18 protein-coding genes are annotated in these 22,440 nt (G+C 73.3%); 6 read left to right on the top strand and 12 right to left on the bottom strand.

The window, feature by feature from the left end; translation table 11 throughout:
• Positions 1 to 72: 72 nt before the first annotated feature.
• Positions 73 to 273 carry a hypothetical protein gene (locus AB0I11_RS01615; RefSeq protein WP_357308919.1) on the top strand — a complete coding sequence of 67 codons (201 nt, stop codon included), beginning with the start codon at positions 73 to 75 and terminating at the stop codon, positions 271 to 273.
• 33 nt (positions 274 to 306) lie between these two features.
• Here the strand turns inward: AB0I11_RS01615 and ccsB are convergent, their stop codons facing one another.
• Genes ccsB through hemL form a run of 6 tightly spaced genes read right to left on the bottom strand, consistent with a single transcriptional unit; the run spans position 307 to position 6,372 of the window.
• Positions 307 to 1,287 carry a c-type cytochrome biogenesis protein CcsB gene (ccsB, locus tag AB0I11_RS01610; protein WP_357308916.1) on the bottom strand — a complete coding sequence of 327 codons (981 nt, stop codon included), beginning with the start codon at positions 1,285 to 1,287 and terminating at the stop codon, positions 307 to 309.
• On the bottom strand, positions 1,287 to 2,906 hold the full coding sequence (locus AB0I11_RS01605; RefSeq protein WP_357308913.1) for a cytochrome c biogenesis protein ResB: 1,620 nt from the start codon (positions 2,904 to 2,906) through the stop codon (positions 1,287 to 1,289). Before AB0I11_RS01605 ends, ccsB begins: the two co-directional genes overlap by 1 nt.
• Complete coding sequence (locus AB0I11_RS01600) at positions 2,906 to 3,766, bottom strand: cytochrome c biogenesis protein CcdA (RefSeq protein ID WP_357308910.1); 861 nt, start codon at positions 3,764 to 3,766, stop codon at positions 2,906 to 2,908. Before AB0I11_RS01600 ends, AB0I11_RS01605 begins: the two co-directional genes overlap by 1 nt.
• Positions 3,766 to 4,338 (bottom strand): TlpA disulfide reductase family protein, encoded by a 573-nt coding sequence (locus AB0I11_RS01595; RefSeq protein ID WP_357308906.1) that lies wholly within the window; start codon positions 4,336 to 4,338, stop codon positions 3,766 to 3,768. Before AB0I11_RS01595 ends, AB0I11_RS01600 begins: the two co-directional genes overlap by 1 nt.
• Entirely contained in the window at positions 4,338 to 4,985 is a 648-nt protein-coding gene (locus AB0I11_RS01590) for a histidine phosphatase family protein (RefSeq protein WP_357308903.1), read from the bottom strand. Before AB0I11_RS01590 ends, AB0I11_RS01595 begins: the two co-directional genes overlap by 1 nt.
• A gap of 49 nt (positions 4,986 to 5,034) precedes the next feature.
• Complete coding sequence (gene hemL / locus AB0I11_RS01585) at positions 5,035 to 6,372, bottom strand: glutamate-1-semialdehyde 2,1-aminomutase (protein ID WP_357308900.1); 1,338 nt, start codon at positions 6,370 to 6,372, stop codon at positions 5,035 to 5,037.
• A 223-nt stretch (positions 6,373 to 6,595) separates the two neighbouring features.
• Between hemL and AB0I11_RS01580 the strand changes: the two genes are divergently transcribed.
• The gene (locus tag AB0I11_RS01580; protein ID WP_046563819.1) at positions 6,596 to 6,928 is read left to right on the top strand and encodes an STAS domain-containing protein; all 333 of its coding nucleotides are present in this window, start codon (positions 6,596 to 6,598) and stop codon (positions 6,926 to 6,928) included.
• Between the two features lie 83 nt (positions 6,929 to 7,011).
• On the opposite strand, the gene AB0I11_RS01575 is transcribed toward AB0I11_RS01580, so the two are convergent.
• Positions 7,012 to 8,601 carry an ABC transporter permease gene (locus tag AB0I11_RS01575; protein ID WP_357308896.1) on the bottom strand — a complete coding sequence of 530 codons (1,590 nt, stop codon included), beginning with the start codon at positions 8,599 to 8,601 and terminating at the stop codon, positions 7,012 to 7,014.
• Positions 8,602 to 8,644: 43 nt separating this feature from the next.
• Complete coding sequence (locus AB0I11_RS01570) at positions 8,645 to 9,547, bottom strand: ABC transporter ATP-binding protein (RefSeq protein WP_357308893.1); 903 nt, start codon at positions 9,545 to 9,547, stop codon at positions 8,645 to 8,647.
• Positions 9,548 to 9,614: 67 nt separating this feature from the next.
• Here AB0I11_RS01570 and AB0I11_RS01565 point away from each other — a divergent pair, with 67 nt between their 5' ends.
• A complete protein-coding gene (locus AB0I11_RS01565; protein WP_357308890.1) occupies positions 9,615 to 10,136 on the top strand; it encodes a MarR family transcriptional regulator in 522 nt (173 codons plus the stop codon).
• A 4-nt stretch (positions 10,137 to 10,140) separates the two neighbouring features.
• Here AB0I11_RS01565 and AB0I11_RS01560 read toward each other — a convergent pair whose 3' ends face one another.
• Both AB0I11_RS01560 and AB0I11_RS01555 read right to left on the bottom strand, forming a co-directional pair.
• On the bottom strand, positions 10,141 to 10,698 hold the full coding sequence (locus tag AB0I11_RS01560; RefSeq protein WP_357308887.1) for a response regulator: 558 nt from the start codon (positions 10,696 to 10,698) through the stop codon (positions 10,141 to 10,143).
• Positions 10,695 to 15,047, bottom strand: coding sequence for a HAMP domain-containing protein (locus tag AB0I11_RS01555; RefSeq protein ID WP_357308884.1), 4,353 nt, complete (start codon positions 15,045 to 15,047; stop codon positions 10,695 to 10,697). The genes AB0I11_RS01560 and AB0I11_RS01555 overlap by 4 nt, the downstream gene beginning before the upstream one ends.
• Positions 15,048 to 15,233: 186 nt before the next feature.
• On the opposite strand from AB0I11_RS01555, the gene AB0I11_RS01550 reads away from it, so the two are divergent.
• Entirely contained in the window at positions 15,234 to 17,300 is a 2,067-nt protein-coding gene (locus tag AB0I11_RS01550) for a SpoIIE family protein phosphatase (RefSeq protein WP_357308881.1), read from the top strand.
• 70 nt (positions 17,301 to 17,370) lie between these two features.
• On the opposite strand, the gene AB0I11_RS01545 is transcribed toward AB0I11_RS01550, so the two are convergent.
• On the bottom strand, positions 17,371 to 18,918 hold the full coding sequence (locus AB0I11_RS01545; protein ID WP_357308878.1) for an FAD-binding oxidoreductase: 1,548 nt from the start codon (positions 18,916 to 18,918) through the stop codon (positions 17,371 to 17,373).
• 150 nt (positions 18,919 to 19,068) lie between these two features.
• On the opposite strand from AB0I11_RS01545, the gene AB0I11_RS01540 reads away from it, so the two are divergent.
• On the top strand, positions 19,069 to 21,177 hold the full coding sequence (locus AB0I11_RS01540; RefSeq protein ID WP_357308875.1) for a S9 family peptidase: 2,109 nt from the start codon (positions 19,069 to 19,071) through the stop codon (positions 21,175 to 21,177).
• Positions 21,178 to 21,208: 31 nt separating this feature from the next.
• Here the strand turns inward: AB0I11_RS01540 and AB0I11_RS01535 are convergent, their stop codons facing one another.
• Positions 21,209 to 22,159, bottom strand: a complete 951-nt coding sequence (locus AB0I11_RS01535; RefSeq protein WP_357308872.1) for a threonine/serine dehydratase — start codon at positions 22,157 to 22,159, stop codon at positions 21,209 to 21,211.
• Positions 22,160 to 22,278: 119 nt separating this feature from the next.
• On the opposite strand from AB0I11_RS01535, the gene AB0I11_RS01530 reads away from it, so the two are divergent.
• Entirely contained in the window at positions 22,279 to 22,440 is a 162-nt protein-coding gene (locus tag AB0I11_RS01530) for a hypothetical protein (protein ID WP_357308869.1), read from the top strand.

Raw genomic sequence — 22,440 nt, 5'->3', positions numbered from 1 at the left:
ACAGTTCTCAGCGGCCTGGTTCTACGATTTGCGTCACTGACAGCCACGCCTCGAACCCGCCACGATGGGCGGATGGACGACGCGTACGTGGTCGGGGATCCGGACGGGCTGACGCCACTCCAGGCGGAGATCCGGGACGCGGTGGCCCGCGAGTTGCACGCCCAGTTCGCCCTGCGGGCCGACCGGCTCGACCTGGCCGACCTGCCCGAGGTGGCGTACCAGATCACCCTGCGGGTCGACGGCGTGCTCAGCGGCCGGCGACCGGCCCGCTGAGCCGCCACGATCGCCGGGAGCCGCCCGGACGGGTCAGTTGACGCCGGCGTACGAGTGCAGGCCGGTGAAGAAGAAGTTGACCCCGAACAGGTTCATCAGCATGGTCAGGAAGCCCACCACGGCGATCCAGGTGGCCACGTTCCGCTTGATGCTCGGGGTGGCCCGGGCGTGCAGGTAGCCGGCGTACACCACCCAGGAGATGAACGCCCAGGTCTCCTTCGGGTCCCAGCCCCAGGCGCGACCCCAGGCCGCCTCGGCCCAGATCGCCCCGGCGATCACCGCGAAGGTGAAGATCGGGAAGGCGAAGGCGTGCAGCGCGAAGGTCAACCGCTCCAGGCCGGCCGCCGCCGGCAGCCGGCGGGCCAGGGTGTACGGGAAGCTGCGCCGCCCCTGCTCCCAGCCGGCCCGCATCAGGTACGCCGCAGCCGGCACCACGCCCAGCAGGAAGATGCCGGAGGCGAAGATGATCGTCGACACGTGGATGATGAACCAGTAGGAGCGCAGCGCCGGCATCAGCGGCACCACCTGCACGTACAGCTTCAGCTCCGCGAACGCCAGCAGCAGCACCATGACCAGGGTCAGGAAGAGCCCCAGCCGGCGCAGCGCCGGCTGCTTCCAGAGCACCACGAGCCAGGCGGTGGCCCCGATGAGGGTGACCGTCAGCACGAACTCGTACATGTTGCCCCAGGGCATCCGCTCCGCGGCGATGCCCCGGGTGACCACCGCGCCCAGGTGCAGGGCGGCGGCGAGCACGGTGACCCAGGCGGCGATCCGGCCGGCGATCCGGGCCCGGGCCGCCGAACGGCTGGGCCGGGTCTCGGCCGGAACGGCGGGCGGCGCCTCGACGATCCCGCCGGAGCCGCCGACGCCCGCGCCGACCAGCTCCCGGGCCGGGGCGGGCCGGGCCGAAACGGCGCGGACGTTGCCGAGCGCGTACTCGACGGCGTGGCTGATCATCGCGACCAGGTACGCCAGGATCGCGAACGTGACCAGCTGGTCGGAGAGTGCGGACATCACTCGGCTCCTTCTCGGGCCGGGCGGTCGGCCCGCCCGTCGTCGCTGATCGCGGCGACGAGCTGCGCGAACTCGTCGGCGAACCCCGGATGGTCGGTGCGCGGCAGCCCACCGGCCTCCACCAAACTACTACCGCTCGTCGGAGATCCGCCCTCGGGGGGCGAAACCCGGAACCAGACCCGCCGGCGCCGAGCGAAGAGCGAACCCATCAGGCCGAGCAGCAGCGTCCCGCAGGCGACCAGCATCAGCGCCTGCCCGGGAGCGTGCCGCACCGAGATGGTGATGTACGGCTTGGTGCCGACGAACTCCAGCGTGCTGCCGTCGTCCAGGGTCCACGTCTCGCCGAGACCGAGCTTCTTGTCGCCGATCTGGGTGAGCTTGCCGCTGTCGATCTGCCGCTGGTCGAGCTTGTAGACCGAGCCGGGGATGCCGGCGTCCAGCCCGAGGTTGCCCCGGTACGCGACCAGCACCACCGCCGGGTTCCGCTCCGCCGGGAACTGCGACGCGACGAACGGCGCGGTCTCCGGCGCGGTCGGCAGGTAGAGCCCGTCGAAGGCGACCTGCTGGTCCGGGGCGCGGGCACCGGTCTTCGGGTCGACGTTCGCGTCCGGGAAGGCGGCCACCCCCTCCTCCGTCGCGTTCTGGTCGCCGGTGCGCAGGAACGGCGCCGCGCTGGTCTGGCTGCGGCCGTACCGGTCGGTGTACTTGAGGATCGGCGCGTAGCCGTTGCCGAGCAGGTAGACGTTGGCCGGGCCGAGCCGCAGCGGCGAGTTGACCGAGAAGCCGGCGGTCCGCGTCGCCCCGTCGGTTCCGTCCACGGTCACCGTGGCCCAGTAGCGGGACGCCTGCCCGGAGGCGAGGTAGTCGGCCTCGAACGTGTCCAGGGTGAGGCAGAACGGCGGGAGGTCGGCGCTGTCCACGCGCGGGCCGAGCGAGGCCTCCGCGTACTGCTGGCGGGTGTTGCAGAAGGCGTTGTCCGCGCCGGCCACCAGGATCCGGTTGCCGTGCCAGCCGTACCAGGAGCCGAGCGCGACCCCGAGCAGGACGGCGACCAGCGAGACGTGGAAGAGCAGGTTGCCGGTCTCCTTGAGGTAGCCCTTCTCGGCGGAGACCTCGGCGCCGCGCACGGTGACCCGCCAGCGGCGGCGGCGCAGCACCGCCGCGATCGCCTCGGGGTCGGCGGCGGCCGGCGCCTCGAGCACCGCGTGCTGGGGCAGCCGGTCCAGCCGCTTCGGCGCGGCCGGCGGCCGCATCCGCAGCGCGCGGGCGTGGTCGCGGGCCCGGGGCAGGACGCAGCCGACCAGCGAGGTGAAGAGCAGCAGGTAGATCGCGGAGAACCAGACCGAGCCGAAGACCTCGAAGAAGCCGAGCTGGTCCAGCCGGGGGGCCAGGTCGGGGTGGTCGACGAAGTACTGGTTGACCTTCTCCGGGTTGACCCCGCGCTGCGGCAGCACCGAGCCGGGAATGGCGGCGACCGCGAGCAGGAAGAGCAGGATCAGCGCGGTACGCATGCTGGTGAGCTGCCGCCACGAGTTGCGCAGCAGGGCCAGCACCGGGTTGACCCGCCGCCGGGGCGCGCCGGCCGGTGGCGCCGCCGGCCGGTCGTCCACGGTCGTCATCAGATGCTCACCTCGCCCGTGCCGACGTGCGTCTGCAGCCAGATCACAAAGTCCTGCCACCCGCCGCTGACCAGCGCCAGGCCGATCAGGATCAGCAGCGCGCCGCCGATCCGGGTGACCCAGCGGCTGTTGCGCCGGACGGCGCGGAACACCCCGAGCAGGCGGTGGAAGCCCAGCCCGAAGACGACGAACGGTATCCCCAGCCCGAGGCAGTACGCCACGGCCAGCAGCACGGCCCGGTCCGACTTGCCCTCCACGGCCGCCATGCCGAGCACCGCGCCGAGCGTCGGGCCGGTGCAGGGCAGCCAGCTCAGCGCGAAGACCGCGCCGAGCACCGGGGCGCCGAGCAGCCCGGCGGCGGGCAGCCGCCGGATCCGGAACTCGCGTTGCAGCCCGGGGATCACCCCGAGGTAGCCGAGGCCGAGCAGCACCACCAGCACGCCGATGACGATCTCCAGCGTGCGCTCGTACTCGAAGAAGAGCCGGCCCACGCCGGAGAAGAGGATCGCCGTGGCGACGAACACGATGGTGAAGCCGCCGATGAAGAGCAGCGTGCCGGCGAGCACCCGCCCCTTCACCGCGGCCGTCGTCCGGGCCGGCGCCGCCGTCCGTTCCGCCACGTCCACGCCGCCGCCCGGGTTGGGCGGGGAACCCGCCGCCACCGGGTCCGTCGAGCCGGGCCGGTTCCGCTCCCGGCCCTCCAGGTCGGCGCCGGCCAGGCCGGTGACGTACGACAGGTAGCCGGGCATCAGCGGCAGCACGCACGGGGAGAGGAAGCTGACCAGCCCGGCGAGCGCCGCCGCGCCGACGGCCAGCAGCAGCGGGCCGGACTCGGCGAGCTGGCGGAACGTCTCGCCCATCAGCGGGACCCGGACACGGGCTGCTCGGCCGCGATCCGCTCGACGATGGGCCGCAGCCCTTCCTGGGTGACCGCGGCCCGGACCACGGTGGCGATCCGGCCCTCCCGGTCCAGCACCACGGTGGCCGGGATGGTGTTCGGCGGGATGTCCAGGGCCAGCGCCAGCCGGCTCGCCGGGTCGAAGAGGCTCGGATAGCTGATCCGGCCCTCCTCGAAGGCGGTCGCCTTGTCCTTGCTGTCCTGCACGTTGATGCCGAGGAAGGTCACCCCGGACGCCTTGGTGGCCTGGTAGGTCGCTTCCAGGTCGTCGGCCTCGGCCCGGCAGGGCGCGCACCAGGAGCCCCAGAAGTTGACCACCACGACCTTGCCCCGGTCCTGCGAGACGTCGTACCGGCCGCCGGTGAGCAGCTCACCAGCGAGCGCGGGGGGCGCCGACCGCTGGTCCGGGGCGCACTCGATGATGCCGCTCCGGTCCGCGCAGCGGCTCTCCTGGTTGCCGGAGGAGCAGCCGACCAGCGCCGTACCGGTGGTGACGGCGACCAGCAGGGCGGCGACGAGCCTCCGGGTACGCATCAGGCGCCCTTGGCCGTCCGGGCGCCGGGCGAGATGGCGATCAGGTGGGCGGCCGGCTCGGAGTAGCCGATGCCGACGATCTTGGCGCCGTCGAAGTGGAAGGTGGTGAGGCTGGCCAGCCCGCACTGCCGCCGGCGCGGGTCGTGCCAGAGCCGCTTGCGTTCGACGTAGCGGCGCAGGGTCCAGATGGGCAGCTGGTGCGAGACCAGCACCGCCTCCCGCCCCTCGGCGGCGATCCGGGCGGCGTGCAGTGCCGCGAACATCCGCTCCGCGATGGCCTGGTACGCCTCACCCCAGGACGGGGTGAGCGGGTCGCGGAGCACCCACCAGTTGCGCGGGTCGCGGAACGAGCCGTCGCCCGGGGAGACCTTCTTGCCCTCGAACCAGTTGGCGCTCTCGATCAGCCGCTCGTCCACCCCGACCGGGAGCCCGAACTGGGCGGCGATCGGCTCGGCGGTCTGCTGGGCGCGTTCCAGCGGGCTGGCCACCACGTGCACCACGGTCCGCTCGGCGAGCGCCTGGGCGGCGGCCTTCGCCATCTGGACGCCCAGCTCAGAGAGGCGGAAGCCGGGCAGCCGGCCGTAGAGGATGCCGTCCGGGTTGTACACCTCGCCGTGCCGCAGCACGTGGACCACCGTCTCACTCACGCCTGAGCCCCTCTCGTCCGCGACCCGGCCCCACTCGTCGCGCGCACCGTCAACCCCCGTGTCCCGCCACCGCCGCAGCGGTCGCCGCGCCGGGCAGGGCGGCGGCGATCTGGTCCAGGGCGGCGTCGTCGATCGCCGCCGACACGAACCACGACTCGAACGCGCTCGGCGGCAGGTAGACGCCGGCGGCGAGCATCGCGTGGAAGAACGCCTTGAACGCCGGCACCTGCTGGGTGCGGGCGCTGTCGTAGTCGACCACCTCGGCGTCGGTGAAGAAGATGGCGAACATGTTGCCGGCGGTCGACAGGCGGTGCGGCACGCCCGCGGCGGCCAGCGCGTCGGCGGCCAGCTTGCCCACCGTGGCGGCGGTCTCGTCCAGCCTGCGGTAGAGCGCGTCGTCGGCCAGCCGCAGGGTGGCCAGGCCGGCGGCGCAGGCCAGCGGGTTACCGGAGAGCGTGCCGGCCTGGTAGACCGGGCCGGCCGGGGCGAGTCGCGCCATGATCTCGGCGCGCCCGCCGAACGCCGCCGCGGGCAGCCCTCCACCCATGACCTTCCCGTACGTCCACAGGTCGGCGTCGGACGGGTCGAGGCCGTGCCAGCCGGCGCGGGAGACCCGGAAGCCGGTCATCACCTCGTCGACGATGAGCAGCGCGCCGTGCGCGTGGGCGATCCGGGCCAGCGCGGCGTTGAAGCCGTCCCGGGGGGCGATCACGCCCATGTTGCCGGCGGCCGCCTCGGTGATGATCGCGGCGATGTGCCGGCCCTCGGCGGCGAAGACCTCCTCGACCGCGCGCAGGTCGTTGTACGGCAGCACGATGGTGTCGCCGGCGGCGGCGCCGGTGACGCCGGGCGAGTCCGGCAGGCCGAAGGTCGCCACGCCGGAGCCGGCGGCGGCGAGCAGCGCGTCGGAGTGGCCGTGGTAGCAGCCGGAGAACTTGATGATCTTGGCGCGGCCGGTGAAGCCGCGGGCCAGCCGGATCGCCGACATGGTCGCCTCGGTGCCGGAGTTGACCAGGCGGACCTGCTCGACCGGGGTCCGCGCGATGATCTCCTCGGCCAGGTCGACCTCGCCCGGGGTGGGCGTGCCGAAGCTGGTGCCGAGCGCCGCGGCGGCGCGCAGCGCCTCGACCACCTCGGGGTGGGCGTGCCCGAGGATCAGCGGGCCCCACGAACAGACCAGGTCGACGTACCGCCGACCGTCGGCGTCGAAGAGCCAGGGACCCTCCCCCCGGACCATGAAGCGCGGGGTGCCGCCGACGGCACGGAACGCGCGCACGGGTGAGTTCACCCCGCCGGGCACGAGTGCCTTGGCGCGGTCGAACAGGGCCTCGGAGGCCGGCGCGTCGGCCGGGTAGCGGCCGGATCCGGCGGAAAAGGTATCGGTCACGATGCCGCCATTGTGTCAGCGCCGGACGGTGAATCAGCAGGCACCCCGCTCCGGGGGTTACCCGGCTCACGCCCCGGCGGGCCCGGGTCGGCACGGCCGGCGGGACGAGCCGGCGCCCGATGGCCGTGGTGGTGGCCGTCGCCCTCGCGAGCGGGACGCGCCGGTGGCCGGACCGCGCCCCGCTCGACAGGCCCGGTGGTCGAGATCGCGATAGGCTGACCGGGTGGATCGTGCCGAACTGTCCATCGCCGTACACCGGACCGGGGACGAAGCCGTGCTTCGCCTGGCCGGTGAGATCGACATGCTCACGGCCGCCCAGCTGTCGACGGTGGTCAATGAGGTGCTGGCCGACCCGCCGCCCCGCATCGTGCTCGACCTGGGCGGGGTGACCTTCTGCGACTCGCAGGGCCTGGGCACCCTGGTGGTGCTCAGCCGCAAGGCCAGTCACGCCCAGAGCCTGCTGGTGCTGAGCAACGTCGGTGACTTCCTGCTCCGCGTGCTCGACATCACCGGCCTCCGCAGCGCCCTCATGATCCGCAACGAGACCGCCCCCTGACCCACCCCAGCCCTTTGACCAAGGAGTTTGCGTCGCCAGCGCGCCCGCCGCGGACGCAAACTCCTTGATCAACGCGGGTGGGGTCAGGTGGTGGGGACGTCGCGACGGTGGAGGGTGGTCAGGCCCGCCAGGGCCAGAGCCAGGGCCAGCGCGGTCAGCAGCCACAGCGGGGTGCCGCTCCAGGAGGTCCGGAGGACCTGCGGCGTGTGCGTGAACGGGGACAGGTCCAGCAACCACTGGTCCAGCTGGAGCACCGCGCCGAGCTGGCCGAGCAGCACGCAGACCGCCAGCAGCGCCCAGGCCGCCGGTGCCAGCCGCGGCGCCAGGCCGAAGAGCAGCACCGCCATCCCGGCCAGCACCCAGGCCGCCGGCGCCTGGGCCAGGCCGGCCGCGGTCATCCGGCCCACCTGCCCCGCGTCGTGCACGCTGATGCTGTAGGTGAGGCCGATCGCCAGCCCGGTCACGGCCAGCACCACCACCGGGCCGAGCAGCGCGAAGACCACATGGGAGAGCAGCCAGGTCGAGCGGTGCGTGCCGGTGGCCAGCAGCGGCTCCGCCCGGCCGGCGGTCTCCTCGGTCCGCATCCGCAGCGCCGCCTGCACCCCGTACCCGGCCGCGGCCAGCCCGGCGATGCTGAGCGTGGCGCCGAGGTAGGCGTCGGCCAGCCCGGAGGCGCCGCCGAGCCGGGACATGATCTCTTCGAGCTGCTGGTTGCCCGCCACCGAGCGTCCGGCCGCCTCGGCCGCGCCGCCCAGGATCAACCCGAGCAGACCGAAGCCCACCGACCACCAGAGGAGCTGGCCCCGGTGCAGCCGCCAGGCCAACCCGAACGGCCCGGCCAGGGCCGGACCGGCGGTGGCCGGGCCGAGCCGGGGCGGCAGCATCCCGGCGCCCACGTCGCGGCGCACCGACAGGGGGTACGCGACCGCGGCGACCAGCGCCGACGCCACCAGCGGCAGAGCCAGCACCCACCAGCGTTCCCCCTCGAACGGGCGCACCCGGGCGGCCCAGCCGAGCGGGGAGAGCCAGCTCGGCCAGTCGTTGCCGGCGGTGTCGCCGACCAGCCGGAGCGCGAAGGCGGCACCGAGCACCGCGATGCCGATGCCCCGCGCGCCGCCCGCCGTCTCGGTGAGCTGGGCGGCCAGCCCGCCGACGGTGGCGAAGACGGCGCCGGTCAGCGCGGCGGCCAGGCCGTATCCGTACGAGCCGGCTGCCGGCAGGCCGGTGGCGGCGAGCCCGGCGGCGGTGAGCAGGCCGAGCAGCAGGTCGGCCGCGTACGTGACGAGCAGCGCGGCGGTGAGCCCGGCGTACCGGCCGAGCACGGTGGCGCCGAGCAGCTCGCGCCGGCCGGCCTCCTCCTCGGTACGGGTGTGCCGGATGACGGTGAGCAGGCTGGCCAGCCCGACGATGACGAGCAGGAAGCCACTCCGCTGGGCGGTCAGCGCGCCGACGCTGTCGCCGTACACCGGGCCGAGCAGCGCGATGATCGACGGGTTGCGGGCGGTGCCGGCGGTGTACGCGGCCCGCTCGGCGGCGGTGGGGAAGAGCTCGAAGAAGCTGGCCGCGTACGACATCGGCAGGACCGCGAGGATCAGCACCCAGAGCGGGAGCAGGACGCGGTCCCGGCGCAGGATCAGCCGGACCAGATGCCGGGTGCCGGTGAGGGTGCTCATGCGACCACCTCGCTGTGCTGCTGGTTAGCTCGCTGACGCTCGCTCATCGGGCCAGCTCCTCGGGGACCGCCTCGTAGTGCCGCAGGAACAGCTCCTCCAGCGTCGGCGGCTTGCTGACCAGGCTGCGTACGCCCAGCTCGGTGAGGCGGCGCAGGGCGGCGTCCAAGGCCGGGGTGTCCACGTCGAAGCGCACCCGGTTGCCGTCGGTCCGCAGGTCGTGCACGCCGGGCAGCTCGGCCAGGCCGTCGAGCGGGCCGGCCAGTTCGGCGTCGATCGAGGTGCGGTGCAGGTGCCGCAGCTCGCCCAGGGTGCCGGACTCGACGGCGCGGCCGTTCCGGATGATCGTCACCCGGTCGCAGAGCGCCTCGACCTCGGCCAGGATGTGGCTGGAGAGCAGCACCGTGCGGCCGTCCTGCTTGGCCCGGTGGACCCAGTGCTGGAAGACCTCCTCCATGAGCGGGTCGAGGCCGGAGGTCGGCTCGTCGAGGATGAGCAGTTCGACGTCGGAGGCGAGCGCGGCGACCAGCCCGACCTTCTGCCGGTTGCCCTTGGAGTAGGCCCGGCCCTTCTTGCGCGGGTCCAGTTCGAAGGACTCCAGCAGCTCGGCCCGGCGCTTCGGGTCGAGCCCGCCGCGCATCCGGCCGAGCAGGTCGATCACCTCGCCACCGCTGAGGCTGGGCCAGAGGGTGACGTCGCCGGGCACGTACGCGAGCCGGCGGTGCAGGGCGACGGCGTCCCGCCAGGGATCACCGCCGAGCAGCCGGACGGCCCCCGCGTCCGCCCGCAGCAGGCCGAGCAGCACCCGGATGGTGGTCGACTTGCCGGAGCCGTTGGGGCCGAGGAAGCCGTGCACCTCTCCGGTGCGGACGGTCAGGTCGAGTCCGTCGAGCGCTCTGGTCCGGCCGAAGGTCTTCACGAGGCCGGACACCTCGATTGGGGTTTCCATACTTCGGAAGCTACGCTCGTTTCACAAACTTGTGAAGACAGTGAGAGCTGAGAGACGATCAGGTGTGATGAGCGAGACGACGCCGATGACCGACCCGCACCACCCGCACGAGGAAGAGGTCCACCTCTTCGTCGAACGGATGGCGATGGCCTTCGCGGACGTCGGCTTCCCCCGCATGGCCGGCCGGGTGCTCTTCACCGTGATGAGCGCGGACGAACCGCTCACCGCCGCCGAGATCGGCGAGCGACTGGGGGTCAGCGCGGCCGCCGTGTCCGGCGCGGTGCGCTACCTCACCCAGTTCGCCATGCTGGTCCGCGAGCCGGTCAAGGGCTCCCGACGGGACCGCTACCGGATGCCGGCCAACCCCTGGTACGAGGCCACCATCACCAAGACCGGCCTCTACAAGAACTTCATCGACATCGCCAACGGCGGGGTGGACGCGCTGGGCGGGCGGGACAGCCAGGCGGGCGAGCGGGTAGCCGAGATGCGGGACTTCTTCCTCTTCGTCCAGGAGGAGATCGACGCCCTCGGCGAACGCTGGCGAGCCCGGCGCGCCGCGACCGGACACGACGGCCGGGCCGACGCCTGAGCGCTCAGCCGGTGTTACCCCAGCGGGCCTGCTCCAGCAGGTCCACGGCGCGGTCCCGGGACTCCGCGCCGTCGTCGGCGCGCAGCAGGGCCGTCGCCTCGTCCACCGCGTCGGTGAGCACCCGCCACTGGGCGTCCCGCTCCCGCACCAGGTCGGACTGGGCGGCGAGCTGCCGGGTCTTCACCCACAGCTCGACGAAGACCGAGACCTTGGCCCGCAGCACCCACGGGTCGAACGGCTTGGTCAGGTAGTCGACCGCGCCCACCGCGTAACCGCGCAGCGCGAGCTGGGCGTCCTTGTCCGCCGCGGTGAGGAAGATGATCGGTACGTGCCGGGTGCGCTCGCGCCGCTTGATGTGGGTGGCCGTCTCGAAGCCGTCCATGTCCGGCATCTGCGCGTCGAGGAGGATCACCGCGAAGTCGTCGACGAGAAGCTGCTTCAACGCCGCCTCGCCGCTCTCCACGGCGACCGACTGCACCGGAAGCCCCTGGAGGATCGCCTCCAGGGCCATCAGGTTCTCCCGCCGGTCGTCCACGAGCAGCGCCTTGGCCAACTGGGTCACGAAGTCTCCTCGCCTCGGCTCCGGTTGATCCAGGACGCCATCAGCTCGATCAGCTCGTCCAGGTCCACCGGCTTGGTGATGTAGTCGCTGCCCCCGGCCGCGATCGCGGACTCCCGGTCGCCCGGCATCGCCTTCGCGGTCAGGAAGACGATCGGCAGGTCCGCGAAGCGGTGATTCCGGCGGATCTGCCCGGTCGTCTCGTACCCGTCCTGGTCCGGCATCATCGCGTCCATCAGCACGATGTCCACCTCCGGATGCTCGGCCAGTTGGCGGACCCCGTCCGCCCCGTTGTCCGAGTACAACACGGTCATGCCGTGAAGTTCCAACGCGGAGGTGAGCGCGAAGACGTTCCGGACGTCATCGTCGATGATCAGGACGGTCACCCCGTCCAGGCGGCGGGCCGTCGGCGTCTCCACCGGCTGCGGCAGTTCCATCGGCATCAGCAGCGACGACGGCAGGCCCGCCCGCTGCGGCGACGGCGGCGCCGGCGCCACCACCGCGTCCGGCGCCAGCACATCCGGTACGAAGAGGGTGAACGTCGAGCCCTGACCGGGTGCCGACGACACGGTGATCGTGCCGCCGAGCAGCCGGGCCAGGTCCCGGCTGATCGACAGGCCGAGGCCGGTGCCGCCGTACCGCCGGCTGGTGGTGCCGTCGGCCTGCTGGAACGCCTCGAAGATCAGCGAGAGCTTGTCGTCGGAGACGCCGATCCCGGTGTCGATCACGGTGAACGCGATGACCCGCTGGGCGTTGGTCAGCGCCGGCACGTCGAAGACCGCGTTCTCGGCGGCCGGGGCGATCCGCAGCGTCACCGCGCCGTCGTCGGTGAACTTGACCGCGTTGGAGAGCAGGTTGCGCAGGATCTGCTGCAACCGCTGGGCGTCGGTGACCAGCGCCGGCGGCAGCTCCTTGCTGACCCGGACCTGGAAGTCGAGGCCCTTCTCCTCGGCCTGCGGGGCGAACGCCTGCTCGACGTAACCGCGGATCTCCGAGAAGCGGATCTCGGTGGGCTCCACGTCCATCCGGCCCGCCTCGATCTTGGACAGGTCGAGGATGTCGTCGATCAGCGAGAGCAGGTCGGAGCCGGCGCTGTGGATCGTGCGGGCGAACTCGATCTGCTTCGGGCTGAGGTTCTGCTCCGGGTTCTCCGCCAGCAGCCGGGCCAGCAGGAGCAGCGAGTTCAGCGGCGTACGCAGCTCGTGGCTCATGTTCGCCAGGAACTCCGACTTGTACGCCGACGCCCGGGTGAGCTGCTGCGCCTTCTCCTCCAGGCCGAGCCGGGCCAGCTCGATCTCCCGGTTCTGCGTCTCGATGTTGGTCTTCTGCTCCGACAGCAGCCGGGCCTTGTCCTCCAGCTCGGCGTTGGTGCGCTGGAGTTCCGCCGACTGCTCCTGCAACTCGTGGGCCAACCGCTGGGACTGGGCCAGCAGCTCCTCGGTACGCCGGTTGGCTTGGATGGTGTTGACCGCCACCCCGATGGTCAGCACCAGCCGCTCCAGGAACGCCAGGTGCAGCTCGGAGAAGGTGGTCACCCCGGCGAACTCGATCACCCCGAGCAGCTCGCCCTCGAAGAGCACGGGCAGCACCACCAGGTCGGCGGGAGGCGTCTCGGCCAGCCCGGAGCGCAGCACCAGCCGCCCGTCGGGCTGGGAGTTGACCCGGATGGTCCGGCGGGACAGCGCGGCCTGCCCGACCAGCCCCTCGCCCGGCCCGAAGGTCACGTCGTGCCCGCGGGCCACGTACCCGTAGGAGGCGGTGAGCCGCAGCCGGACGCTGCCGTCGGAGCTGTCGGCCAGGAAGAACGCGCCGAGCTGCGCGTCGACCAGCGGGGTGACCTCCATCATGATCATCCGGCAGACCTCGCCGAGGTCCCGCTGGCCCTGGAGCAGGCCGCCGATGCGGGCCAGGTTGGAGTCCAGCCAGCCCTGCTCGGCGTTCTTCTTGGTCGTCTCCCGGAGGGTGACGATCATCTGGTTGATGTTGTCCTTCAGCTCGGCGACCTCGCCCTGGGCCTTGACCGCGATCCGCTGGGTCAGGTCACCCCGGGTCACCGAGGTCGACACCTGGGCGATGGCCCGCAGCTGGGTGGTCAGCGTCGAGGCGAGCTGGTTGACGTTCTCGGTGAGGTCCCGCCAGGTGCCGGAAACCCCCTTCACCTGCGCCTGACCGCCGAGCTTGCCCTCGGTACCCACCTCGCGGGCCACCCGGGTCACCTCGTCGGCGAACGACGACAACTGATCCACCATCGTGTTGACCGTCGACTTCAACTCCAGGATCTCGCCCTGCGCGTCGACCGTGATCTTCTGCGACAGGTCACCCTTGGCCACCGCCGTGGTGACCGAGGCGATGTTCCGCACCTGGCTGGTCAGGTTCGACGCCATCGAGTTCACGTTGTCGGTCAGGTCCCGCCAGGTGCCGGAAACCCCCTTCACCTGCGCCTGACCACCGAGCTTGCCCTCCGTGCCCACCTCGCGGGCCACCCGGGTCACCTCGTCGGCGAACGACGACAACTGATCCACCATCGTGTTGACCGTCGACTTCAACTCCAGGATCTCGCCCTGCGCGTCCACGGTGATCTTCTGCGACAGGTCACCCTTGGCCACCGCCGTCGACACCTGGGCGATGTTGCGCACCTGCGCGGTCAGGTTCGACGCCATCGAGTTCACGTTGTCCGTCAGGTCCCGCCAGGTGCCGGCGACGCCACGCACCTGGGCCTGGCCGCCGAGCTTGCCCTCGGTACCCACCTCGCGGGCCACCCGGGTCACCTCGTCGGCGAACGACGACAACTGGTCCACCATCGTGTTGACCGTCGACTTCAACTCCAGGATCTCGCCCCGGGCGTCCACGGTGATCTTCTGCGACAGGTCACCCTTCGCCACCGCCGTGGTGACCGAGGCGATGTTCCGCACCTGGCTGGTCAGGTTCGACGCCATCGAGTTCACGTTGTCGGTCAGGTCCCGCCAGGTGCCGGAAACCCCCTTCACCTGCGCCTGACCACCGAGCTTGCCCTCCGTGCCCACCTCGCGGGCCACCCGGGTCACCTCGTCGGCGAACGACGACAACTGATCCACCATGGTGTTCACGGTGTTCTTCAGCTCCAGGATCTCGCCCTGCGCGTCGACCGTGATCTTCTGCGACAGGTCACCCTTGGCCACCGCGGTGGAGACCTGCGAGATGTTGCGCACCTGGCTGGTCAGGTTGCCGGCGAGCTGGTTCACGTTCTCGGTGAGGTCGCGCCAGGTGCCGGAGACGCCGCGCACCTGGGCCTGGCCGCCGAGCTTGCCCTCGATGCCCACCTCCCGGGCCACCCGGGTCACCTCGTCGGCGAACGACGACAGCTGATCCACCATCGTGTTCACGGTGTCCTTCAGCTCCAGGATCTCGCCCTGGGCGGCCACGGTGATCTTCTGGGAGAGGTCACCCCGGGCCACCGCCGTGGAGACCTGGGCGATGTTGCGCACCTGGCTGGTCAGGTTCGACGCCATCGAGTTGACGCTGTCGGTCAGGTCCTTCCAGGTGCCGGCCACGTTCGGCACGTCCGCCTGGCCGCCCAGCTTGCCCTCGGTGCCCACCTCGCGGGCCACCCGGGTCACCTGCTCGGCGAAGAGCCGCAGCGTGTCGGTGAGGTAGTTCATCGTGTCGGCCAGCTCGGCCACCTCGCCGCGCGCACCCACCGTGATCTTCTGCGACAGGTCGCCCTTGGCCACCGCCGTCGCCACCTGTGAGATCGACCGCACCTGGCCGGTCAGGTTGGAGGCCATGGTGTTCACCGAGTCGGTGAGGTCCTTCCAGGTGCCCGCGACCCCGCGCACGTCCGCCTGGCCGCCGAGCTTGCCCTCGGTGCCCACCTCCCGGGCCACCCGGGTCACCTCGTCGGCGAACGACGACAGCTGACCCACCATCGTGTTGACCGTGCGGCCGATGCGCAGGTACTCACCGCGCAGCGGGCGGCCGTCGATCTCCAGCGCCATGTGCTGGGAGAGGTCGCCGTCGGCCACCGCCACGATGACCCGGGCGATCTCGGTGGTGGGGCGGCCCAGGTCGTCGATCAGCGAGTTGACCGCCCGCTGGCCCTCCGCCCAGGAGCCGTCCAGCCCCTCGTCGTCGAGGCGTTCGGTGAGCCGGCCGTCCCGGCCGACGATCCGCGAGATCCGGCGCAGGTCCAGGTGCTGCCGCTCCTGCAGCGACACCACCTCGTTGAAGGCGTCGGCCACCTCACCACCCAGGCCGGCCCGCCGGGGCAGGCGCACCCGGAGGTCGCCGCGACGCACCCGTCGCAGCGCCTCCACCAGCTCGCCCAGGAGCACCTCGTGGTCGTCGGTGGCTACCGCCTGTTTCGCCGTCGTCATCATTCCTCGCTCAGCTCGGGGCCGACCGGATCGTGCCGACACGCCATCCCACCATTCTGCCTGCGTCGGCGTCGAGGTCACGGCCAGCGCGAATCGGGCCGCGCAGGCGCGCCGCCAGCCGCCCCGGGCGGGCGATCGGGGTGGCCGCTCTTGGCACCCGGGGCGGGGGCGGTGGAGGATACGGAGGTGTCAGCGGAGACGGGGCCGGCGACCAACGGCGGCTCGGACGAGCACGTCCGGCGGGTCCGGCTTCCCGCGGACCGGCGTACGCCCGCCGCCGCCCGGGCACTGGTCCGGTCGGTGCTCGCCGAGGTGGACCTGGCCCAGCTGCTCAACGAGGCGCTGCTGCTCACCACCGAACTCACCACCAACGCCGTCGAGCACGCCCGCACCGAACTGGACATCGAGGTCACCGCGGACCGGACCGGACTGACCGTGACCGTCACCGACTTCGCCTCCGGCCCGGTGGAGGAACTGATCGTCGGCGTCCGCAACGACAGCTCCGAGATCGACGAGGTGGCCGAGCGCGGTCGCGGGCTGCTGCTGGTCGACCACTTCGCCAGCCGGTGGGGCACCACGTACCTGCCCACCGGCAAGGGCGTCTGGTTCCGGCTCGACCGGCCCGGCACGGCGTCCGCCCGGCCGGCCGCCGCCGAGACCCGGACACCGGTCACCGCCGCCGACGGCATCGGGGGGAGCGTCCCGAGCGCCGCCGCGATGAGCGAGCTGATGGAGATCAACCCCGATCCGTACGCGGACGACCCGCTGCCCGAGTTCGCCGCCGACCTGCTGGCCCGGCTGGCCGAGATGGTCGGCGCGGCCGGTGGCGTGATCCGGCTGGACCGGGGCGAGGGGCAGGGCGACCAGGTGCTCGCCCGGTACGGCCGGCCGCCCCGGGAGGACAGCGACCTGCTCCGGGTGCCGCTCGCCGTGCACCGCCCGTACGCCGGTGAGCTGGAGCTGGACGCGGCGCCGTCGGCGTACGCCCGGCCGCTGGCCGTGCTGGCCGCCGAACGGCTCTCGCTGCACCTGGAGAACGACCGGCTGCGCCGGGCGGACATCCGCCGCTCGGCCTGGCTGACCTTCCTCGCCGAGGCGAGCGAACTGCTCGCCCAGTCCCTGGACGTCGAGCTGACCATGGCGCTCATCCCGCAGCTCGTGGTGCCCCGGCTGGGCCAGTGGTGCGCCGTGCACACCACCGACGAGTGGGGCCGGCTGCGCCTCGCCGCCGCCAGTCACGCCGACGAGACGATGCTGCCGCAGCTGCACCGGGTGCTCCGGGAGACCGGCCCGGACTCGATCCAGGCCCGGCTGCGGGAGGCGTCCCGCAGCGCGGCGCAGGCCCCGCTGAGCGGGCCGATGGAGGGGTTCGCCGTACCGCTGATCGCCCGTGGGCAGCGGCTCGGCACCCTGGCCGTCGGCCGGCACCAGCGGCACCGGCACGACGCGGACGAGGTCTCGGTGCTGGAGGACGTGGCCCGGCGGGCCGCCCTCGCCATCGAGAACGCCCGCATCCACGCCGAACGGCGCCGGGTCGCGCAGACCCTCCAGCAGTCGCTGCTGCCCCCGGTGCTGCCGGTGGTCGAGGGCATCGGCTTCGCCGCCGAGTACGTGCCGACCGGCGACGACGCCGACGTGGGCGGCGACTTCTACGACGTGGTGCCGCTGCCCGACGGCCGCTGGCTGGTGGTGATCGGCGACGTGTCGGGCAAGGGCGTGCAGGCGGCCGCGGTGACCGGCCTGGTCCGGGACGTGATCCGGGTGCTGGTCGGGGACGGCAAGCCGCTGCCGGAGGTGCTGAGCCGGCTCAACGAGACGTTGGTCGAGCGGGGCGGTGGCCGGTACTGCACCCTCGCCCTGGCCGCGGTCGGGCCCGGCGAGGGTCGGCAGCTCGACGTGTCGCTGCACCTCGCCGGCCACGACCGGCCGGTGCTGCTGCGCTCGGCGGGCGGGGCCGCCTTCGTCGGCACCGGCGGCACCGCGCTCGGCCTGCTCGACACGATCGCCACCCCGACCGCCGAGATCCCCCTCGGTCCGGGCGACACGCTGATCTTCTACACCGACGGGGTCACCGAGCGCCGCCGCGGCCGGGAGCTCTTCGGCGTCGACCGGCTGCGCGAGTCCGCCGCCCCGCTGGCCGGCTACTCCGCCGACGTGATCGCCGCCCGGCTGCGCGCCACCGCGATCGGCTTCTCGGTCGAACCACCCCGCGACGACATCGCCATCCTCGCCCTCCGCAACGACGCCCTCTGACCCCGCCTCAGGCGGCCGCCGGGGAGAGACGGCCGGGAGGTCAGAGGCCGCCGGGGACGGCCGGGGGGGGTCAGAGGCCGCCGGGGAGGCGGCCGGGGGCCAGGCGGTGGCCGGGGTCCAGGTGGGCCTTGGCGGCGCGGAGTCGGGACAGGGCCGGCACCTCGCCCCACAGGTCCACCGTGCGGCGCACCGGCCCGGGCGCGGCGACCACCACGCACCGGCCCTGCCGGGCCAGCAGGACCTCGCGGACGGCGGCGAGGATCGAGGCCACCCGCTCCGGCGGCAGCGAACCGGGCAGCGCGGCGTGCACCGTGCCGACCCCGGCGGAACCCCGGACGGGCACCGGCCCACCGGCCGCGTCCCGCAACGCGTAGACGGCCGCGTGCAGGTCGTTGATGGGCACCTCGATGCGCAGGGCGGTGTCGCCGGGGGCGAACGGGTACCGCCCCCACCACTCGGGCGCGGAGTGACTGGCCACCGCCTCGTCGCCGAGCACCTCGACCAGCCGGTCGGTGCGCTCCGCGACGTGCGCCGGACCGCCCTCGAGGAGCACCACGAGGCTGCCCGCCGCGGCCGGCCGGCCCGACCGCCCGGTCAGCGCCGGGTGGTCGGGGCGCCCGACCACGGAAGGATGGAACGGGCTGACCCGGCGGCGCGGCAGCGGCACCGGTACGGGCAGGTCCAACTCGACGGCGGCCGGATCCAGCCCGGCGCCGAGCACCGCACGGACCAGGTCGTGCACCTCGAGCGGCGTCCAGACCGGGCGGGACACCCAGATCCGGCTGGCCGGCACCGCCTGGACCCGCAGGGTCGCCGAGATCAGCACGCCGAGGCCGCCCTGCGACCCGCAGAGCAGCCGCGCCACGTCCAGCCCCGGCAGGTCGCCGCCACCGAAGAGAGCGGCCGCGCCGAGGTGCGCCGTGCCGGCATCCGTCCCGCCGGGACACGTGCCGCCGCGGCACGTCCCGCCAGCGTGCGTCCCCGCGGCACGCGTCGTGCCCGGGTGCCGCGGGCCGGGGTGCGTCGGGCCGCCGCCGGACGGCGCCGCCCGGCCCAGCAGCTCGGTGCCCGCCTCGCCCAGGCTGACCAGCTCCCCCTCGGCGTCCAGGTAGCGCACGCCGACGAGCTGGGCGCACGGGGTCCCGTGCCGGTGCCGGAGCGGGCCCGCCTCGTCGGCGGCGAGCACCCCACCCAGGGTCGCCCCCGGCGAGGGCGCGTCGACGGGCAACCGGCGGCCGGTGCGCTCCAGGGCCGCCTGCACCGCTCGCAGCGGGGTCCCGGCACCCACCTCGGCCAGCGCCGAGCCCTGCGGCTGGTGCCAGACCCCGGCGAGCCGGCCGGTGTCGAGCATGATGTCGACCTGCTCGGGCGCGGCACCCCAATCGATCTTGGTGCCGGCACCCCGGGGCACCACGGTCAGGCCGTGCGCCGCGGCCAGCCGCAGCACCTCGGCGGCGGCGTGCGGGCCACCCGGCACCGCCACCCAGCGGGCCGTCCGGCCGGCCACCTCGTCCGCCGCGCCGGCGAAGCGGGCGAACGGCGGGCCACAGATCTCCGTCAGTCGTCGGGTTATCTCGAGGGCTCCGGGTCGATCGGTCGAACTCGTTGCAGCCGCCATGGCGGTTATCGTACACATGTTCGAAAGCGCCGGTAGCGGATTGCCGACGCGGCCCCCGAGGGCCCGGCGTGACGTGGTCCAGAACCAGTCGCGCAAGCACTTCGGTTCGGGCGTCCCGGTTCCGGCACCGCCGGCCGGTAACGTGACGCCGTGACCACCGAGACCTCCGAGCCGTCGCCCGCACCCGTCGCCAAGCGCGTCCCCAGCGAGCGCACCCACCACGGCGACACCGTCGTCGACGAGTACGCCTGGCTGGCCGCCAAGGACGACCCGGCGACGATCGCCTACCTGACCGCGGAGAACGCGTACACCGAGGCGCGCACCGCGCACCTCGAAGGGCTGCGCGGGCAGCTGTTCGAGGAGACCCGGCGGCGGACCCAGGAGACCGACCTCTCCGTGCCCACCCGCAAGGACGGGTACTGGTACTACACCCGCACGGTCGAGGGCCAGCAGTACGGCGTGCACTGCCGCCGCGCGGTCCGGGACGGCGAGCAGGTCCCGCCGATCAGCGCCGACGGCGCGCCCCTCGACGGCGAGGAGGTGCTGCTCGACGGCAACCAGCTCGCCGAGGGGCACGACTTCTTCGCCCTCGGCGCCTTCGACGTCAGCCCCGACGGGCGGTGGCTGGCGTACTCGACCGACCACGCCGGCGACGAGCGGTTCACCCTGCGGATCAAGGACCTGAGCACCGGCGAGGTGCTGCCCGACGAGATCCCGGACACCTTCTACGGCACCGCCTGGTCCACCGACGCCTCCACGCTGTTCTACGTCACCGTGGACGACGCGTGGCGGCCCAACCGGGTCTGGCGGCACGCGGTGGGCACCCCGTCGAGCGAGGACGTGGTGGTCCACCAGGAGGACGACGAGCGGTTCTGGGTGGGCGTCGAGCTGACCCGCTCCGAACGGTTCGTCGTCATCGACATCCACAGCAAGATCACCAGCGAGGTACGGGTGATCCCGGCCGGCAACCCCACCGGCGAGCCGGCCGTCGTGGCCCCCCGCCGGCAGGGCGTCGAGTACGCGGTCGAGCACCACGGCCACCGGTTCCTGATCCTGCACAACGACGGCGCCGAGGACTTCGCGCTGGCGTTCACCTCGGCCGACGTGCCGGGCGACTGGACCCCGCTGATCCCGCACACCCCGGGCACCCGGCTGGAGTCCGTCGACGCGTTCGAGAACCACCTGGTCGTCTCGCTGCGCAGCAACGGGCTGACCGGGCTGCGGGTGCTGCCGGTGGGCGGCGCCGACCCGTACGACATCGACTTCCCCGAGCCGCTCTACAGCGTCGGGCTGGACGCCAACCCGGAGTACCGCACCAGCGAGGTGCGGCTGCGCTACACCTCCCTGGTCACCCCGGACTCGGTCTACGACTACGACCTGGTGACCCGGCAGATGGTGCTGCGCAAGCAGAAGCCGGTCCGGCCCGGGCCGGACGGGCGGGCGTACGACCCGGCCGACTACGAGCAGCACCGGGACTGGGCGGTGGCCGACGACGGCACCCGGGTACCCATCTCGCTGGTCTGCCGCAAGGACACCCCGCGCGACGGCTCCGCCCCCGCCGTCATCTACGGCTACGGGTCGTACGAGGCCAGCATGGATCCGTGGTTCTCCATCGCCCGGCTCAGCCTGCTGGACCGGGGCGTGGTCTTCGCGGTGGCGCACATCCGCGGCGGCGGCGAGCTGGGCCGGCGCTGGTACGACGAGGGCAAGCTGCTGGCCAAGAAGAACACCTTCACCGACTTCGTGGCCTGCGCCCGGCACCTGGTCAAGGCCGGCTGGACCGGCGCCGACCGGCTGGTCGCCCGGGGCGCCTCGGCCGGCGGCCTGCTGATGGGCGCGGTCGCCAACCTGGCGCCGGACGCGTTCACCGGGATCGTCGCGCAGGTGCCGTTCGTGGACGCGCTCACCTCGATCCTCGACCCGTCGCTGCCGCTCACCGTCACCGAGTGGGAGGAGTGGGGCAACCCGCTCGACGACCCCGAGGTGTACGCGTACATGAAGTCGTACACGCCGTACGAGAACGTGGCGGCGGTCCGGTACCCGGCCATCCTCGCGGTGACCAGCCTGAACGACACCCGGGTGCTCTACCACGAGCCGGCCAAGTGGATCGCCCGGCTGCGCAGCGTCGCCCCGGACGGCGACTACCTGCTGAAGACCGAGATGGGCGCCGGGCACGGCGGTCCCAGCGGCCGCTACGACGCCTGGCGGGAGGAGGCGTTCGTCAACGCCTGGATCCTCGACCGGCTCGGCCGCGCCTGACGCGAGGCCGGGTGAACAGCGGGAGCTGCGGCTACCCGCCGGAGCCGAGCACCGCGGCCAGCACGGCCGGGTCGACGTTGCCGCCGGTGACCACCGCGACGGTCGGTCCCGGCGGCAACTCGTCCCGGTGGAACAGCCGCGCCGCCAGCGCCACGGCGCCGCTCGGCTCGGCCACCAGCCGCGCGTCCCGGACCAGCCGGCCGGTTGCGGCGCGGATCTCGTCCTCGGTCACCGTGACGATGCCGTCCAGCCGCTCCCGCAGGTGGGCGAGGGTCAGCTCGGACAGGTTGGTGCGCAGCCCGTCCGCGCAGGTCCGGTAGGTCCGCTCGACCTCCCAGACCACCAGCTCACCGGCGGACAGGGAGTCCCGGGCGTCGGCGGCGAGCAGCGGCTCCACCCCGACGACCGCGGCGGCCGGCCGCAGCGCCTTGATCGCGGTGGCCACCCCCGAGGAGAGCCCGCCGCCGCCCACCGGCACCAGCACCACCGCCACGTCGGGCAGGTCGGCGACGATCTCCAGGCCGATGGTGCCCTGCCCGGCGATGATCCACGGATGGTCGAATGGCGGCACCAGCGCGGCACCGCTGCCGGCGGCGATCCGTTCCGCCTCGTCGACCCGGCGGGCCGGCGGGACCAGCCGCACGTCCGCGCCGAGCGCCCGGATCCGCGCCACCTTGACGCGCGGCGCGCCCTCCGGCACCACCACCGTGCACGGCACGCCGGCCCGCCGGGCCGCGTACGCCAGCGCCTGGCCGTGGTTGCCGGAGGAGTGCGTCACCACGCCCCGGGCCCGGGCGGCCGGGTCCAGCCGGGCCACCGCGTGCGCCGCCCCGCGCAGCTTGAACGACCCCACCGGTTGCAGGCTCTCCGGCTTGAGCCACAGCCCGTCGTCCCAGAGCGCCGGCAACAGCGGGGTACGCACCGCCGTGCCCGCGATGTCGGCGGCGGCGGCCCGGACGTCGGCGATCGAGACCAGCTCCATCGCCCCATCCTGCCTCGGCGCCCGGACCGCCGTCGCCCGCGCGCCGGCCCCGACGGGAACCCCGAGCCGGTCCGCGCCGGCGGCACGCCCGCGCCGACCCGGCACCTAGACTGCCCCCGATGACCGAGGACCAGCAGGACGTACGCCCGCCGGGCGCGGCCCGGCGCGGGCCGGCCTGGGTGATCGTCGCGGTGGTGGCGGCCGCCCTGCTGGTCTGCTGCTGCTCGGCCGTGATCGGCCTGGTCGTCTCCTGGTCCGCCGGGCTCCTCGGCACCCGCTGA

Source organism: Micromonospora sp. NPDC050495, assembly GCF_040655175.1.
Taxonomy (GTDB): domain Bacteria; phylum Actinomycetota; class Actinomycetes; order Mycobacteriales; family Micromonosporaceae; genus Micromonospora.
The sequence above is the reverse complement of the archived record's forward strand: the minus strand, read 5'-3'. Positions and strand labels throughout refer to the sequence as shown.